We start from the raw sequence: 16,212 nt of genomic DNA on the forward strand, positions 1-16,212 counted from the left end.
TTTCTGCCAGGCAAGGTGTGGACAGCGGCCGCGACTTGGCCGGCTCCTCGGGGCGGGGCACTCTTTCCTGGCGGATATTCGCGCAAGGAGGTTGTCGTGCCGGAAGCGGCGCCAGTGCCTGGAGCAGCGGCCCGGCTCGGGGGTCCGGTGTTCCTGCGGGATGCCGAACTGGGCCTGTTGCGTGGGTGGTTGACCCTGTCGGGGCAGAGCCCGCAGGTGGTGCGGGTCAGCGGTGAGCCGGGGGTCGGCAAGTCCCATCTGCTGCGTCGCCTGGTCCGCTCGGCCCGGCGGGACGGCTGGACGGTCGCGGCGGGCCGGATCCCGCGCGGCGGCGGAACGCGTCCGCTGGAGGTGGTCGTGGACGCGCTGGACGACGTCCTGGCCCGGGCCGACGGCTCGCTGTTCGAGCAGCTCGGCGCGGCGGCCACCGGGCGGCTGGCGGCGGTCTTCCCCTCGCTGCACGGCCCGCAGGCGGCCGACGGGACGGCCCACGCGATGACCGGCGGGATGGCCGACGGGGCGGCCGGCCACTACGGCCTGTTGCGGGCGCTGCGCGCCGCCGTCGCCCAACTGGCCTCGGGCCGGGGCCTGTTGCTGGTCCTGGACGACGCGCACCGGGCCTGCGCGCTCACCACGGACTTCATCGAGTACCTGGTGCGCTGTCCGCCGAGGGCTCCGGTGCTGACCGTCTTCGCGCACCGTGCGGTCCCCGCGGACCGGCATCTGACGGCCCTGGCCTACGAGGCCCCGAACCTGCACCATCTGCGTCTCGCGCCGCTGTCCGACGACCGGATGCGGGCGCTGCTGCCCGCGGGGCCGGGCCCGGTGGCGGTGGCCGTGGCGCTGCGTGACGCGGGCGGGGTGCCGGGGCTGCTCGGCGGGGCGGGCGCGGGCGGGCCGTCGTGCGGAACGGGCGGCGGCGCGGGTGCCGGCGGGGCGGGCGGCGGCGTGTACGGCGTGCTCGAAGTGGCCACCGGTGTACCGCCGTCGGCCGCCGCGGCGCGGGGGCTCGATCTGCACTGCCTGTCGTCGCTGGGCTGGCGCACCGCGTGTGCGGCCGCCGTGGTCGGCGACTCGTTCCTGCCGTCGGTGGTCGCCGCGACGGCCCAGCTTCCCGAGTCCGACGTGCTGTGCGCTCTGGACGCGCTGCACGCCGAGAGTCTGGTGGTGCCGGACGCGCACGGGCGGCGTTTCCGCTTCGTCCGGCCGGCCGTCCGGGCCCGGATCCACCATGCGTCGGGGGCGGGCTGGCGGCACGCGGCCCGCCTGCGGGCGGTCGCGGCGCTGCGCGCGGCCGGGGAGACGCTCGCGCTGGCGGCGCATCTCGTCGACTGCGACGCGCTGACGGCGGACGACGCGGGGGTGCTGGCCCAGGCGGCGCGCGAGACGCTGTGGCGCCAGCCGGCCCGGGCGGCCCGGGCGCTGGCCCGGGCCGGTGCGGTGCTGGGCGATCCGGTGGAGCCGGCGCTGTGGCGGGCCGAGGCGCTGGTGCTGGCCGGGCAGCCGGGTGCGGCCGAGCGGCTGTACGCCGCGACGTGGCACCGGCTGCCGGCCGCCGCGGACGCGACCGCCGCGGACGCGGTGCTGTGGCGGGTGCGCGGGCTGCGCGGGCTCGGCAGGTACGCGCAGGCGGGGGCGCTGCTCGACGCGCCCCCGCGCGGCATGGAGGCGGGCGACGGAGGGCGGGGGGTGCGGGCCGAACGGCTGGCGCTGGCCGTGGAGATGGCTCAGCTCGGCGTGAGCGCCGGGGCGGGAACGGTGGAGCGCGCCGTGCGGGCGGTGTCCGAGGACGTCGAGGCGGGGCCGGGGCTCGCGGTGGCCGCCCTGCTCGGCGCCGCGCACGTGCTGGGCGGCGCGACCGCCGCGGCGCGCGATGCGGCCGATCGCGTGGACCGGGCGCTGGGCGCGGGCGCGGCGGGAGCGGACGCGGGCGCAGGGCCCGCCGGGGGGACGCCGGGCGGCGCGGCGGAGGGCGCGCACTGGGTCGACCGTCTGGAGGCCTGCCGGTGGCTGGGCGAGACGGAACTGCGTCTGGGCATGCCCGGGCGGGCCGCTCCTCGATTCGAGCGGGGACTGCGCGCGGCTCTTTTCCTCGGCCACGGGCATGCCATTGCCCCGTTGGCTCTCGGGCTCGCGCGCACCCGCAGGGAATGCGGAGACCAGGACGCCGCACAATTCCCGGGCGAACTCGCGGCCGCCGTCTCGGCCGGCCACGGGAATTCATGGATGCTTTCCTTCGCGAACGGGATCGCCGAGGAAAAGAAAGGCCGCTCTTCCGGTCGGCCCGCCAATTCTCCGCTCGCGGCGGCGAGTGCCCGGGAGACGGAGATCGCCCATCTGGTTTCCGCCGGATACACGAACCAGCGCATTGCCGCTCACCTCGGCATCAGCACGAAAACCGTCGAAACGCACATGAGCCGCATATTCAAGAAACTCGGAGTAAATTCTCGGGCAGAAGTCGCTCATGCGGTCGGCCGCAGCGGGACCGGGCCGGGCGCCCCGTAGGCGGCCGGGAACGGCCGGATACCGCCGCCGCCGCGGGCCGGCGGCGGCAGAGGCAGCGCCCCGCCGCACGGCACACAGGTGCCGCACAGCGGGGCGTCATGAGCGGCGTCGCGCGGAGGGGGGTCCGGGAGCCGGCCTCGGACTCCACCGTCTCCCCCATGCCCGGCGGCCGCCTGGAGCCACGCCGTTCAGGGTGTCGTGCACCGGACCGCGCCGGTCACGGGCAAGCGGAACCCCACTGGTCGTCTTCCGGGCACATCGAGGTGTCCCCCGTCAGCACCACGATGAGAGGCGAGAGACCGACCGACACATCCGGAGTTGACGCCTCCGCCAAACCTGAACCAAGACTTCCCAAAATCACAAACGACGCGCACACGGCCGCTGCCGTTTTGGCGAACATGCCCTTGTTCATCGTTGCCCCCTATTTATGCTTGGCTTCTCCACGCAGAAGACTGCCCTGCCGCTCCAGCCGCTTCCAAGCGATTCTCGATGACGTAAAGTTGCATGACAGCTTTTCTCTTTGCGTACGGGGGTGCGACAACGTAATGCAAGAAGGTTCTCTTTCCGGGCCGAACTCCAACGAACTCGACGGCATATGCGCGACCGCTTACCAGAAGGCGGTCACACTCGGGCGGTTCGACCGCGAGCAGATCGCCCGTGCGCTGGGCACGTCGCTCGAGGTGGCCGTGCGGGTCGAGCAGACCCTGACGGAGTTCAGCCTGCTGCATCCGATGCCGGGCGAGCCCGAGACCCTCATGCCGGTCAGCCCCGAGGCCGCCGCGGCCGATCTGGTGGGGCCGACCGAGCAGCAGATCCACGAGCTGCAGCAGGCGGTCACCGACGTGCGCACCCGGATGCGCTCGCTGCAGCCCGCCTACTTCGAGAGCCGCAGACGCCGCAACCAGGCCGAGGCGTTCGACGTGATCAGCGACATCCGGGTCCTGCAGGCCATGCTCGACGACTGGGGGGCGCGCTGCCGCACGGAGATCCTCACCGCGCAGCCGGGCGGCCCCCGCCCGCCCCGGTATCTGGAGAACGCGCGCCCGCTCACCCTGGCCCGGCTGGCGCGCGGCGTGCGGGTGCGGCATCTCTACCAGCACACCGTGCGCAGCGACCTGACCACGACGTCGTACATCCGCGCGGTGGCCGCGGCGGGCGCCGAGGTGCGCACCACGGACGAGCTGATCGACCGCATCATCATCTACGACCGCGAGGCGGTGTTCCTGCCCGAGCACGTCGAGGACCGGCCGCCGGGCGCCGTCGTCGTGCGGGAGCCGACCCTCGTGGCGTTCCTGTGCAAGGTGTACGAGCATCTGTGGGACACCGGCACGGCGTTCACCCCGGGCTCCACGGCGCAGACCCCCGTCGCCGACGACCTGAAGCGGTCGATCATCAAGCTGATGGCCCAGGGCCACAAGGACGAGCTGGTCGCGCGCCGGCTGGGCATGTCGGTGCGCACCTGCCGGCGGTACATCTCGGAGATCATGGAGCAGGTGGAGTCCTCCAGCCGGTTCCAGGCGGGCGTCAACGTGGCGCTGGCCGGGCTCCTCGACGAGGGCGGGCCCGGCCTGCCGGCGGAGTAGGTGCCGCGCAGCAAGCTGTCAGCGGGCGGGGCTGGCCGGGCGTGGCCGAATCCGTGCACCCTCGACGCATCGTGTTGCGAGCACGGTCCGTACAGAAGGGGGAAGTATGGAGCGCGCGCCCGGCGCAGGCCGGCGGCGGACGGCGGGGACCGTCCGGCACCTCGTCCACCGCCCGCGGTCCTGGCTGCATCCCGTCGCCGCGGCGCCGGACGTCGAGGAGGAGTTCGTCCTGGCCGGCGAGCTGGCCGACGGGCTGGGGCCGTTCGGCGAGCGGGCCGGCCGTCACCACGATCTGCGGGCGGCCGCCGAGATGGTCCGCGAGGCGGGCGAGTTCATCGGGCACACGCACTTCGGTGTGCCCGCGGCCCGCGTCGGCGTCTTCTACCGCTTCGACCTGCGCGCCGACGACGTCACGCCCTGGCGGGTGCGGTCCTCCCCCGCCCCCCTGGACCTGCATCTGCGCGTGCGCCCCGACAAGGTGGTCGACGGCGTGCCCCGGGTCCTGGAGTTCGCCATCGCCCCGCGCATCGACGACGTGCCGTGCGGCAGCGGGAGCGCGAGCGTGGTGTTCCTGGCGCCGACGGTGCACCGCGGCCACCGGGAGCGCTCCCGGGCGGCCCTGGCCGCCGCGGCGGACGCCGCCTCGGCCACGCCGGCCGCGCCCGGGCCGGGCGCCCGCGTCGCCCCGGCCGACGTGGGGCGCCACCTCGTCGGCGACGTCCTGCTGCGCCGGCCGGTGACGCCGTGCCCGGGACAGCTGGCCGTGGACGTGGCGCTGCCGCCCAGCACAGTCCCCGCGCACGCGCTGCTCCTGGAGGCGGTCCGCCAGACGGCGCTGCTGACCGCCTGGCGGGCGTACGCCCTCAAGCCGGCGCACAGCACTCTGGGCGCCCTGCGCGTGCACTTCCGCGGCTACGCGGACCCGGAGCTGCCGATGCGCTGCACGGCCGTGTGGGACCGGCTCGGCAAGGACGCCGACGGGCGGCGTCTGACGCCGGTCACGCTGAGCCTCGTCCAGGCCGGCAGCGCCGTCCTGGAGGCCACGGCGTCGGTGGTGGAGGACCTGTGACCGGGAGTCAGCCGTGCGGGCGCACCCCGCTGAGCGCCTCGTTGAGGGCGGCGACGGCGTCGGCGTCGAGCATGGTGGTGATCTCGGCGTCCAGGGTGCGGCCGAGCCCCGCGTCGTAGACGGCGGTGCTGACGCAGAACTCGAGGCCGTCGCTGCCGAGCACATAGGTGCAGAACGTCCACTCGTCGCCGGTGCCCGGGGTGCCGTCGGGGCGGTGCACCTGGGTCGGCCGGCCGTCGGCGCCGAACCCGAACTCCGTGAACCGGAACTGCAGCCCCTGGCCGATCGCCTTGCTGTACGCCTCCTTCAGGGTCCACAGCCGCACCAGGCTCGGGTCGCGCTCGGCCAGCGGCAGCCGCGACACGGTGAGGCGTTCGTGCGGGGTGCAGATCTGCCGGTCCAGGCCGCGGCTGTAGATACGACGGTCCGAGCGCTCCGCGTCGACGCCGATCAGGCCCCGTGTCGTCAGCCCGACCAGCAGCAGGTCGTCGGTGTGGCTGAGGCTGATGTCGATCTGGTCGCAGCCGCGCAGATAGGGCCGGCCGGTCGGCCCGTACATGAGTTCCAGGTCGCGGGCGTCGGCGCGCAGCGCGGCGGCGGCGGCGTACTTCAGCAGGCGGCGGGAGGCGGCGTACCGGCCGCGCATGTCCTCGTGCGTGATGTCGCGGTAGCGGGCCCAGTCCCGGCCGAGCACGGCGCGCAGTTCGGGGCCGTCGGGGTCCTTGGGCCGCCAGTCGGCGAGGCGCCCGTGGACCAGCGCGGTGCCGTGCGTGCGCAGGTCCGCGCGTACGTCGGACCAGTCGGTGTGCACCGTGGTCGACGCGATGGGCTCGCCCAGCGACCGCGTGGCGGGGCCTGTCGGGGCGGTCATGGCCGGTCCTCGCGGTCGGGGCGGGTGAGGGCGTGGACCTCGCGCAGTCCACGGGCCTGCAGCACGCGGGCGACGGGCACCCGCCGGCCGGTCTCGCGCTCGATGAGCGTGACGAGGCGCAGCAGGTGGACGGAGTCCCAGGAGGGCAGGGCGTCGAAGTCGGCCGCCGCCTGCTGTTCGCTCAGGTCGAGGCCGAGCTCGTCGCGGAGCAGGGAGACGAAGCCGGCGAACTCATCCCAGGGGCGTGTGGTGCTCATCGGCCGTTCCTCCCAGTCGGACCTCGAGGGTCAGGTGGCCCGGCCGGTCCGGGAGCCGGCCGAGGTCGTGCCGGAACCATCGCTCGCGGCCGGCGCCCGGCTCCTCGGTGAAGCCCAGCGAGGGGTAGAAGCCGCGGGCCGCGGCGTTGGCGGGCGTGGCCCGGTAGCGGGCCCTGACCCGGGGCAGGCCGCGGGAGCGGGCGTGTTCGAGGACGGCGGCCAGGCAGCCGTCCTCGACGCCGCGGGCCAGGGCCCGGCAGCTGAGCATCATGTTGTCGATGTACAGGCCGTCGTCCTCGTCGCGGGTGAGCAGCGCGCCGACCAGGCCGCTGTCGCCGAAGCGGTCGCGTACCCGTACGGCGAGGACCCGGCGGGCCGGGTCGGCGGCCATCTCGGCGAGTTCGGCGGCCCGGAGCCGCTCGCCGGTGAGGTTGAACCGGTTGGTGCGCAGGGAGAGCTGGCACACGCGGGCGGTGTCGGCCGGGCCCGGCGGCGCGACGTGCACGACGATGCCGAGGTCGTGCAGGTATTCCTCGTACGTGCCCGCGCCCTGGCGCAGTTCGTCGCGGGCGGCGGCCTGGCGGTAGCGGGCGGTGCGGCGCCGGTCGTCGTCGGTGACGTGCGGGGTGTCGAACCAGGCGTCGCGCAGCAGTGCCTCGGTGTGCAGTGCGGGTTCGCGGCCGAGGGCGACGACGGGGGTGGCGGGCAGGCTGCGGCGGATCAGGGCGCGTTCCTGGGGCGAGTCGTCGGCGAAGACGAGGGCGTCGGTGGCGATGCCGAGGTGGTGGGCGATGTCGCGGAGGTTGGCGTCCTTGGGTTCCCAGTTGGCGTTGATCCGTGCGAAGTCGTCGGGGCGCAGCGTCATGTCCGGGTGGTCGCGCAGTGCCTGTACGGCCGGTTCGGCGTCGTTCTTGCTGCTGACGGCGAGCAGGACGCCCTGGGCGGCGAGTTGCCGGGCGGTGCGCTGCATCTGGCGGTAGGGCTCGCCGAGCAGGTCGTCGCCGACGCCGAGGCCGTCGGCGCCGACTTCTTCCAGGACGCCGCCCCACAGGGTGTCGTCGAGGTCGAGGACGAGGCACTTCTTGGTCAGGCCGCTGCGGGCCCGCAGGATGTGGGCCGCCTCGCGGGCGTAGGCGCCTAGGAGCTGTTCGGTGAAGGGCGAGCGGGTGTAGAGGGCCAGTCGTGGGTCGCTGGCCGGGCCGAGGTCGGCGATCAGGGGGTCGAGGTCGACGACCGTGACGGCGGGGTGGTCGGCTGTCAGGCGCAGCAGGCGGGCGTTGAACTCGCGCCACAGGGCGCCGAGCAGGGCGCGCCGGCGCTGGTCGATGATCTGCTGGGTGTGGCGGCGCAGCAGCGGCAGGGTGTTGAGGACGAGGGTGCCGGTTCCGGTCGCGGTGTGGGCGGCGGCGATGGCGGCGACGCGTTCGCCGAGCCGGGCGCAGGCCGTTTCGGCGTCGTCGGTGGTCCAGGGTGTGCCGAGTCGGTCGAAGACGGCGTCCGCGTCCAGCAGGCACAGTGTCAGGTCCGGTTGTGGGGCGCGCAGTTCGCTGTCGGGGTCGGTGAGGTCGCGCAGGTAGGCGCCGTGTGTGCCGACGAGGAGGCGGGCGAGGAGTCCGTGCCGGGCGAGTTCGGCGGTGAGGGCGTCGGGGAGCTGGGCGAGGGTGGAGTGCCCGGTGACGGCGACGGTGACGAGGGGGGTGTCGGGGTGGTGGGCGAGGACGTCGGGGGCGGCGAGGCCGCGCAGCAGGTGGCCGCAGCGCGCCAGTTCGGCGAGGACGGCGGCGGGCTCGCGGTCGCCGGCGTCGGTGATCTCCGCGAGGAGCGGGGCCACCTGCGGGTGGGCGCGGGCCAGCTGTCCGGAGGCGGACAGTTCGCGCAGGCGCTGGAAGGGTGTCGTCATGGGCGGGGCTCCGCGGCGTGCGTGCGCTCCAGGACGAGGCCGGCCCTGATCCATTTGCTGGACTCCACGACGAGGGCGAGGGCCCGCCCGGTGTCCGGCAGCCGGTCCAGGAGCCTGTCGAGCTGGAGCAGGGGCAGTGCGTTGCCGGTGTTGCCGGTGTCCACGACGCAGGACACCTCGTGCGCGGTGGACGCCCCCAGGCTCTCGGTGATGCGCCGGGTCATCCGGGCGGACAGCTGCGGCGGCAGCAGGAAGTCGACGTCGGCGGGGGTCCAGCCGACGGAGTCGAGCAGTTCCCAGTAGATCTCGCCCGCGAGGACGGGCACGCCCTCCTCGACGGCCTTGTAGTCCTCGGACAGCATCTGCCGGCCGGCGTCGCGGCGCACCGGGCCGTCCCAGTCGATGATCTGGCCCGGTGTCCGGCCCCGGCCGCTGAAGCGGTGCAGCAGTGTGCGGACGGCGAGGGCCTCGCCGAGGGGTTCGGCGCTGACGACGGCGGCGCCCGCGCCGTCGCCGAACAGGACGTAGTTGACGAGTTCCTGGGTGGGCAGGTCGGTGGGGGTGCGGCTCGGGTCGAGGAAGCGGGCGGTGGTGTCGCCGCCGATGACGAGTCCGCTGCGGTGCCCGGCGGCGAGCAGGGCCCGGGCCAGGTCGAGGGCCTGGACGGCGCCCGAGCAGCCTGCCTGGATCTGGTAGGTGGGCAGGTGGTCCAGGCCCAGCCGGTCGGCGACCTCGTTGGCGGTGGTGGGCAGCAGCCGGTCCGGTGTGGTGGTGGCCAGGACGAGGAAGTCCAGGTCCTGCAGGCGGGCGCCGGCCGCGTCGGCGGCGCGGGCGGCCGCCTCGGCGCACAGGTCGGTGAGGCTGTGCCGGATCTCGCCGGTGGCGAGGTCCCAGCCGAAGTGGCGGGTGCGGGTGCCGACGAAGAGGTCGATCCACTCCTCGTCGATCCCGAAGGTCTTGCCCAGGCGCGCGTTGTCGACCGGGTCGCCGGGCAGGGCGGTGCCGGTGCCGGCGATGTGCAGGGGTGCGCCGGGCGCGTCGTGAGGGGTCATGTCCTGGCTCCTACGCTGTTCCAGTCGCTGAGGAAGTCGGCGAGGGAGCCCACCGAGCGCAGGGCGGGCAGCAGTTGCTGCACGGTGACTCCTTCCGTCTGCGGCAGCCGGGCTTCGAGGCGGTCCTTGAGCTGCATGATCATCACTGAGTCGAATCCGAGGTCCGCGTAGAGCCGGGTCTGGCGTCCGACGCGCTGCGGGTCGTACTCCCCCACCTCCACCACCGTCTCGATCACCGCGGCGAGCACGGGGTCCGTCTCCTCGTCGGTGTGCGGGCCGGTGTGCGCGCCGGCCGGTGGGGGGGCGGTGGCGGGCGGCGGGGCGGCGGGTGGTTCGGGCCGGTCGGTGCGGCGCGGCGCGGGCTGCCAGAAGGTGTGTTCGGTGGAGAAGGCGTAGGGGGCGAGCTGTTCGGTGGTGCGCTGGGCGGGCTCGTACAGTTCGCGCCACCTGGGTTCGAGTCCCGAGCGGTAGAGGGCGGCGACGGTCTCGGCGAGGTCCCTCACGCTCGCCTCGCGGCCGGGGACGGGGTGCAGCAGCCGGACCCCGCAGGGCAGTCCGGCGCGTCCTGCGAGCTGTACGAGGTGGGGGCTGGGCCCGATCTCGATGAGGCAGGCGGGCATGGTCTCCGTCATGAGGGCGTTCAGGGCGTCGGCGAAGAGCACGGGGCCCGCGGCCTGCTCGCGCCAGTACGCGGCGTCCAGGGGGCGGTCGTCGAGCATGGCGCCGTAGCGTGTGGAGGCCATGGGCAGGGCGGGCGGCGTCGTTCGCAGGCCGGCGGCGGCTTCGGCGAGGCCGTCCAGGGCCGGCGCCATCTGCGGGGAGTGGAAGGCGTGCGAGACGCGCAGGCGGTCGGTGCGCACCCCCTGTCCGTGCAGGGCGGCGGCGATCCGGTCGAGTGCGGTGCGCTGTCCCGAGAGCACGGTGCGGTCGGGGCCGTTGACGGCGCCGACGCACACGTCGGGTTCGTCGGCGAGGAGCGCGGCCAGGTCGGCGCGGGCCGCGCGGACGCCGAGCATGCCGCCGCCGTCCGGGAGGCGCTCCATGAGCGCGGCCCGCGCCGACACCAGCCGGGCCGCGTCGTCGAGGGTGAGCGCGCCCGCCGCGACGGCGGCGGCGAACTCGCCCACGCTGTGCCCGAGGACGGCGTCGGGCTCGATGCCGAGGTCCCCCAGGGTGCGGAAGAGGGCGTACTCGACGGCGAACAGGGCGGGCTGGGCCCAGCCGGTGCGGTGCACGGCCGGGTCCTCGTCCAGGATCATGTCCCGTACGGAGGCGCCGAGATGGGGCCGCAGCACGTCGTCGGCGGTGTCGAGGTGGCGGCGGTAGGAGGCGCTGTCGCGGTAGAGGGCGCCGGTCATGCCGGGTTCCTGGGCGCCCTGGCCGCTGAAGAGGAAGCCGATGGCCGGCGGGTGCAGGGCCCGGTCGGCGATGCCGGCGCGCAGTTGTTCGTCGTCGGCGGCGGCGCTCAGCGCGGCGGCGAGTTCGACGGTGTCGCGGGCGGTGAAGGCGGCCCGGTAGGACTGGCCGGTCTTGACCAGGTTGCTGCTCCAGCACAGGGGGGCCGCGGCGCCGCGCGGGCGGCGGGCGACGGCGTCGGCCTGCACGGCGAGGTTGCGGCGCAGCGCCTCGGGGGTGTTGGCGGAGACGGTGAACACGCCCACGGCGCGGGCGGCGGGGCGCGGGGCGCGTGCGGTCGGGGTGCGGCGGGGGCGCGGGGCGCCGGCGAGGACGGCGTGGGCGTTGGTGCCGCCCATGCCGAAGCTGCTGACGCCGGCCCAGACGTCGTCGGCGGGCAGTCGTATGGGCGCCTTGATGAGCCGCAGTCCGCGTTCGGCGAGCCGTAGTTGGGGGTTCTCGCGGTCGGCGAAGCGGCTGGCGGGCACGATGCGGTGGTGCAGCGCGAGCGCGACCTTGATGAGGCCCGCGATGCCGGCGGCGCCCTCGGTGTGGCCGAGGTTGCCTTTCACGGATCCGATGGCGCAGGGCTCGTCCCGTTGCACGGCGTGCAGTTCGCCGAGGGCGGCGCACTCGATGATGTCGCCGAGCGCGGTCCCGGTGCCGTGCGCCTCGATGAACCTCACCTGTGCGGGGGTGATGCGGGCGCGCCGGCAGGCGGCGGCGACGACTTCGCGCTGCGACCACCGGTTGGGGGCGGTGAGGCCGTTGCTGCGGCCGTCCTGGTTGACGGCGGTGCCGTGGACGACCGCGTAGATCCGCTGGCCGTCGGCCAGGGCGTCGGTCAGGCGCCGCAGTACCACGACGCCCACGCCGTCGCTGCGGCCGATGCCGTCGGCGTCGGTGCTGAAGGGCTTGCAGCGGCCGTCCCGGGCGGCCAGGCCCATCCGTTCGTAGACGAGTCCGGGTGCGGGGGTGAGGACGAGGTTGACGCCGCCCGCGACGGCGGTGGAGGACTCGCCGGCCAGCAGTGAGTTGACTGCGAGGTGCACGGCCACCAGGGAGGACGAGCAGGCGGTGTCGACGGCGAGGCTCGGGCCCTTGAGGTCGAGGTGGTAGGAGATGCGGTTGGCGGTCATCGCCGCGCTGCTGCCCGCCCCGAGCTGGGGGGTGACCCGTGTGGGGTCGGTGAGGTGGAGCTGGGCCCATTCGCTGCCCATGACGCCGACGAAGACGCCGGTGTCGCCGCCCGCCAGTGCGGCCGGCGACTGCCCGGCGTCCTCCAGGGCCCGCCAGGCGCACTGCAGGAGCAGTCGCTGCTGGGGGTCCATGGCGGCGGCCTCGCGCGGCGCGACGGTGAAGAAGTCGTTGTCGAAGGTGGCGATGTCGTCGATGAAGCCGCCGCGCACCGTGTCGTCGAAGCCGTGCCCGTCGCGGCGTTGCGCGGGCAGTTCGCCGATCGCGTCACCGGCGCGCATCAGCAGGTTCCAGTAGGCGTCGGCGTCGGGCGCGCCGGGCAGGACGCAGTCCAGGCCGACGATGGCGACGGCGTCCGCGCTCACCGCTGCGGCCCGCTGTCGGGGAGCCGGACGCCGCGGGCGGTGAGATGCCCGGCGAGCGCCGCGACCGTGGGGTGGTCCCAGGCCAGTGTGGGCTCCACGGCGATCCCGAGCTCGTCCTCGACGTCGCCGCACAGGCTCAGCGCGCACACGGAGTCCATGCCGTATGCGGCGAGCGGCACCGTGGGGTCGATGCTCTCCGGCGCCCGGTCCATATAGACCGCGAGGCGGTCGGTGAGCCAGCGGTACAGGGGGGCTGCCGCCTTCGGCGGCGCGGAGAGGGTCATGGCCGGGTCTCCTCGGGAGTAGGGGCCGTTGCGGGAGAAGGGGGGTGGTGGCTCGGTCGGCGGTCAGCCGGGGAGCGGCGTGTTGTACAGGTCGTAGCTGCGGCGGTCGCCGAAGCGGGCCAGCACCTCCTGGTGCACGCGGGCCATGCACTGGGGGGGCAGGTCCGCGGCGGGGGCGCCGAGGCGGCGGGCGATGCGGTGCAGGGCGGCCGTCGCCCAGGCCGGGTCGGCGAGGAAGGGGTCGCGGTCGTCGCGGCTGTGCCGCCACACGCCGAGGACGGCGGCGGCGGCCAGGACGAGGACGTAGCGGTCGGTCAGGGCGAACCAGGCGGGGCGCACCGGCGTGTGCTCGTTCACCGGGGGCAGCGCGAGGATTCTGGCGCGCAGGTCGTCGAGTTCGTCGACGAACTGTCCGGCCAGGGCGCGCAGGGCGCGTTCGACGGGGTTGCGGGCGGGGAGGGTGGCGGCCGTGTCGATCAGGGTGGCGCTGAGGCTGTCGCGTCCGCCGGCGAGGACCAGGGCGGTGTAGTCGAAGGGGGGCAGCGGTGCGGCCGGGCGGAACAGGCCGGGGCCTGCGCCTTCGCCGGAGAACCAGCTGCGGGCCAGGCTCGGGAGCTGGGGGATGATGGTGGCCTGGCAGGCGACGGTCCCGGCGTGGCCGAGGCTGATGACCGGCACGTCCCTGATGTGTTTCTGGAACACGCCGATCGTGCCGGCGCGGGTGTAGATCTGCGAGCCGAGGACGGTCGCCAGGTCGTACATCGTCTCGCTCAGGACGCGGGGCAGCAGTGCCTTGACGGCGGCCGAGTAGACGCTGGTCTCGGCCGGGTACAGGTGCAGGGCGCGGGTGGCGACGACGGCGAGGCAGTCGTAGAAGAGCAGGTTGACGAAGGAGTTGGCGAGGGTGGCGGCGGTGGCCTCGGGGTCCATGGGTGACAGGCCGCCGTCGCCCGGGCCCTGGATGCGGTCGACGAGGACCGCGGTGCGCAGGCTGGTGTCGACGGCCGCGGCCACCATGGCGGCGGTGAGGGTGCGGCTGACCTGGAAGGAGCGCAGTGCGGTGGGGACGCCGCTGCCGGCCGGCCCGAGCAGGGCGTCCTCGGGCAGCGGGCAGTCGTCGAACTCGATGCTGTCCAGGTGGGCGCCGCGCAGTCCGACGGAGGGGCGGCGCGAGCCGGCCCGGTAGCGGTCGGCGGGCAGGGTGCGGGGGTCGAGCAGGAGTGCCGAGTGGCTGGCGCTGCCGACGCGGTCGTCGGTGCGGCAGAACAGCACCAGGGCGTCGGCGCGGCGCGCGTTGTTGACGATGGTCTTGGCGCCGGTGACGTGGAGCCGGCCGTCCGCGTGCACGGCGCGGACCTGGCTGCGGACGAAGTCGTTGGTGTGGGCCGTCTCGTGCTGGGCGATGGCGGCCTTGGACCGCCCGATGAGCAGCCGGGCCAGCCAGTCCTGCTGGTGGCGGCTGCCGGCCAGCCACACGTCGGATGCGGCCATGAAGGTGCTCATGCCGTAGCCCATGCCGAGGCTGACGTCGCGGCGGAAGACCGGACGCATCACGCGCAGCAGCGTCTCCGCGCAGGTGAAGCGGCCGCCCAGGGCGCGGGGCACGTACTCCAGGTGCATGCCGAAGTCGTCGAGGAGGTCCTCGGCGTCGGCGGACAGCGCGGCCCGCCGGTCGGCGGACAGCAGTGCGGCGTAGCCGACGGGGTTGCCGGGGGCGGCGGGGTCCCCGAACCGTTTCTCCAGTTCGGCCGCCCGGTCCTCGGGCGCGGCGGGCCGGACGGGGGGCCGCGGCGCGGTGGTGAGCCCGTTCACCACGACAGGTCCCGCGGTCCGCCGGCGACGGCGGACAGGGCGTCCTCGTCCGCGGGCCGGGGCCGCACCAGGTTCTCGACCTGCGGGTCGAGGACCTCGAACAGGGGGGACAGCCGGTCCTCCAGGAACAGTCTGCGCATCAGGGTGCGTTGTGTCTTGCCGCTGGTGGTGCGGCGCAGGGTGCCGGGGCGCACCAGCACCACGTTGCCGACGGGCACGTCGAAGTCCCGGCCGATCAGGGCCTGCATCCGGCAGGCCAGGGCGTGCAGGCGGCTCTGGTCGGCGTGCGGGGCGCGCACCTCCTGGACGACGACGAGCTGTTCGCGGTCGGCGCCGACGGTGAACACGGCGCCGTGGCAGGCGCCGAGGGCGGGGCTGACCTCGCGCAGGGCCCATTCGACGTCCTGCGGGTAGATGTTGCGGCCGTTGAGGATGATGACTTCCTTCAGCCGTCCGGTGACGTAGAGTTCGCCGCCGTCGAGGGCGCCGAGGTCGCCGGTGCGCAGATAGCCGCCGTCGCCGCCGGCGCCGGCGAGGACGGCGTGGAAGGTCTCGGCCGTCTCCAGGGGTTTGCGCCAGTAGCCCTGGGCCACGCTGTCGCCGCGCAGCCAGATCTCGCCGACGCGGCCCGCGGGCAGTTCGCGGCCGTCGACGGGGTCGACGATGCGTACGTCGAAGCCGTCGGCGCGGCCGCTGCTGACGAGGATGCGGGCGGCGGCTCGGGGGGCGGGGGCGCGCAGCGCGTCGTGTTCGAGGCCCGGCTGGTCGACGGTGAGCCGGCCGTAGGGGCGGCCGGGGGCGCCGCCGGACACCATGAGGGTGGCTTCGGCGAGTCCGTAGGCGGGGTAGACGGCGGCGGCGTCGAGGCCGGCGGCGGCGAAGCGGCGGGTGAACGCCTCGAGGGTCTGGGCGCGTACCGGTTCGGCGCCGTTGAGGGCCAGCCGCCAGCGGGACAGGTCCAGGCCGGCGACCTGTTCGTCGGTGATCCGGCGCAGGCACAGGTCGTAGCAGAAGTTGGGGCCGCCGCCGATCGTCACCCCGTGTTCCTCGATCATCCGCAGCCAGCGGACGGGGCGTTTGATGAAGGCGCTCGGGGCCATCTGCACGGACGCGCTGCCCAGCCACAGGGGGTGCAGGAGATGGGCGATGAGGCCCATGTCGTGGTAGTGGGGCAGCCAGCCGCCGAACCGGTCGGCCGCTGTGGTGCCGAGGGCGCGGCGCATCACCTCCTGGTTGGCGAGGAGGTTGCGGTGGCTGACCATGACGCCGCGCGGCTGTGAGGTGGATCCGGAGGTGTACTGCAGGAACGCCAGGTCGTCGGGGCCGGTGGTGGGCGGGCGCCAGTCGTCGGGGCCGTCGTCCTCGTCGACGTCGGTGGCCAGGCACACGACGTCGCCGCGGCCCGCGGTGGCGAGCCACAGCGACACGTCGGGGGCGTGGGCGATGTCGGTGAGGACGAGCTGGGCGCCGGTGTCCTTGATGATGCCGGTCAGGCGGTGCAGCCGCTCGCCGCGGTCGCCGGGCAGCGGGGCCGGGACGGCGATGGCTCCGGCGTACAGGCAGCCGGCGAACGCCTTGAGGAAGTCGGGGCCGGGCGGGTGCAGCAGCAGGACGGGCCGGCCCTGGGCGCCGCGTTCGTGCAGCCGCAGCGCCAGGGTCCGGGCCGTCCGGTCGAGTTCGCCGTAGGTGAGGTGTTCCGCGGCGGTCGCGGCGCCGGTGTCGCGTACGAAGACGTGCGCGGTGGTGTCGCCAAGGGCCTGCGCCCGGTCGAGCAGCAGCCGGGTGAACGTGCCGTACTCGTCGTTTCGCGTGATGTCAGCGGCGGTCTCGCCAGTCACTTCGCCCCCTCGTGGTGCCCTCGGGACCGGAGCGGGACGCGCCGTGCCCCCTTGTGGCCAAGGCCTCCGCATGGTCATCGCCGG

Annotated in this window: 12 protein-coding genes; 3 read left to right on the forward strand and 9 right to left on the reverse strand. The window is 74.6% G+C overall.

All coding sequences use genetic code 11. The features are described 5' to 3' along the window. Window positions 1-96: 96 nt before the first annotated feature. Entirely contained in the window at window positions 97-2,505 is a 2,409-nt protein-coding gene (locus OHS82_RS00220; protein WP_328432901.1) for a helix-turn-helix transcriptional regulator, read from the forward strand. Window positions 2,506-2,722: 217 nt separating this feature from the next. Here the strand turns inward: OHS82_RS00220 and OHS82_RS00225 are convergent, their stop codons facing one another. Further along, window positions 2,723-2,917, reverse strand: coding sequence for a hypothetical protein (locus tag OHS82_RS00225; protein WP_157876361.1), 195 nt, complete (start codon window positions 2,915-2,917; stop codon window positions 2,723-2,725). 133 nt (window positions 2,918-3,050) lie between these two features. Between OHS82_RS00225 and OHS82_RS00230 the strand changes: the two genes are divergently transcribed. Both OHS82_RS00230 and OHS82_RS00235 read left to right on the forward strand, forming a co-directional pair. After that, window positions 3,051-4,088, forward strand: coding sequence for a hypothetical protein (locus tag OHS82_RS00230; protein ID WP_057578418.1), 1,038 nt, complete (start codon window positions 3,051-3,053; stop codon window positions 4,086-4,088). Between the two features lie 106 nt (window positions 4,089-4,194). Next, window positions 4,195-5,157 (forward strand): hypothetical protein, encoded by a 963-nt coding sequence (locus OHS82_RS00235; RefSeq protein ID WP_328432902.1) that lies wholly within the window; start codon window positions 4,195-4,197, stop codon window positions 5,155-5,157. 7 nt (window positions 5,158-5,164) lie between these two features. On the opposite strand, the gene OHS82_RS00240 is transcribed toward OHS82_RS00235, so the two are convergent. The 8 genes from OHS82_RS00240 to OHS82_RS00275 all read right to left on the reverse strand — a co-directional run bounded on the left by OHS82_RS00240 (window position 5,165) and on the right by OHS82_RS00275 (window position 16,128). Then, the gene (locus tag OHS82_RS00240) at window positions 5,165-6,028 is read right to left on the reverse strand and encodes a 4'-phosphopantetheinyl transferase family protein (RefSeq protein WP_057578422.1); all 864 of its coding nucleotides are present in this window, start codon (window positions 6,026-6,028) and stop codon (window positions 5,165-5,167) included. Beyond that, on the reverse strand, window positions 6,025-6,285 hold the full coding sequence (locus OHS82_RS00245; protein WP_057578424.1) for an acyl carrier protein: 261 nt from the start codon (window positions 6,283-6,285) through the stop codon (window positions 6,025-6,027). Before OHS82_RS00245 ends, OHS82_RS00240 begins: the two co-directional genes overlap by 4 nt. Beyond that, entirely contained in the window at window positions 6,260-8,185 is a 1,926-nt protein-coding gene (locus OHS82_RS00250; RefSeq protein ID WP_328432903.1) for an HAD-IIIC family phosphatase, read from the reverse strand. Before OHS82_RS00250 ends, OHS82_RS00245 begins: the two co-directional genes overlap by 26 nt. After that, window positions 8,182-9,237: a 3-oxoacyl-[acyl-carrier-protein] synthase III C-terminal domain-containing protein gene (locus tag OHS82_RS00255; protein WP_057578428.1), complete on the reverse strand. Its 1,056-nt coding sequence runs from the start codon at window positions 9,235-9,237 to the stop codon at window positions 8,182-8,184. The genes OHS82_RS00250 and OHS82_RS00255 overlap by 4 nt, the downstream gene beginning before the upstream one ends. Beyond that, window positions 9,234-12,194 (reverse strand): type I polyketide synthase, encoded by a 2,961-nt coding sequence (locus OHS82_RS00260; protein WP_057578430.1) that lies wholly within the window; start codon window positions 12,192-12,194, stop codon window positions 9,234-9,236. Before OHS82_RS00260 ends, OHS82_RS00255 begins: the two co-directional genes overlap by 4 nt. Beyond that, window positions 12,191-12,478, reverse strand: coding sequence for an acyl carrier protein (locus OHS82_RS00265; protein WP_057578432.1), 288 nt, complete (start codon window positions 12,476-12,478; stop codon window positions 12,191-12,193). Before OHS82_RS00265 ends, OHS82_RS00260 begins: the two co-directional genes overlap by 4 nt. A gap of 63 nt (window positions 12,479-12,541) precedes the next feature. After that, window positions 12,542-14,293, reverse strand: coding sequence for an acyl-CoA dehydrogenase (locus tag OHS82_RS00270; protein ID WP_057578434.1), 1,752 nt, complete (start codon window positions 14,291-14,293; stop codon window positions 12,542-12,544). Next, window positions 14,287-16,128: a fatty acyl-AMP ligase gene (locus OHS82_RS00275; RefSeq protein WP_242433141.1), complete on the reverse strand. Its 1,842-nt coding sequence runs from the start codon at window positions 16,126-16,128 to the stop codon at window positions 14,287-14,289. Before OHS82_RS00275 ends, OHS82_RS00270 begins: the two co-directional genes overlap by 7 nt. Window positions 16,129-16,212 lie beyond the last annotated feature (84 nt).

Origin of the sequence: Streptomyces sp. NBC_00425 (assembly GCF_036030735.1) — a bacterium.
In the GTDB taxonomy this organism is placed as follows: Bacteria; Actinomycetota; Actinomycetes; order Streptomycetales; family Streptomycetaceae; genus Streptomyces.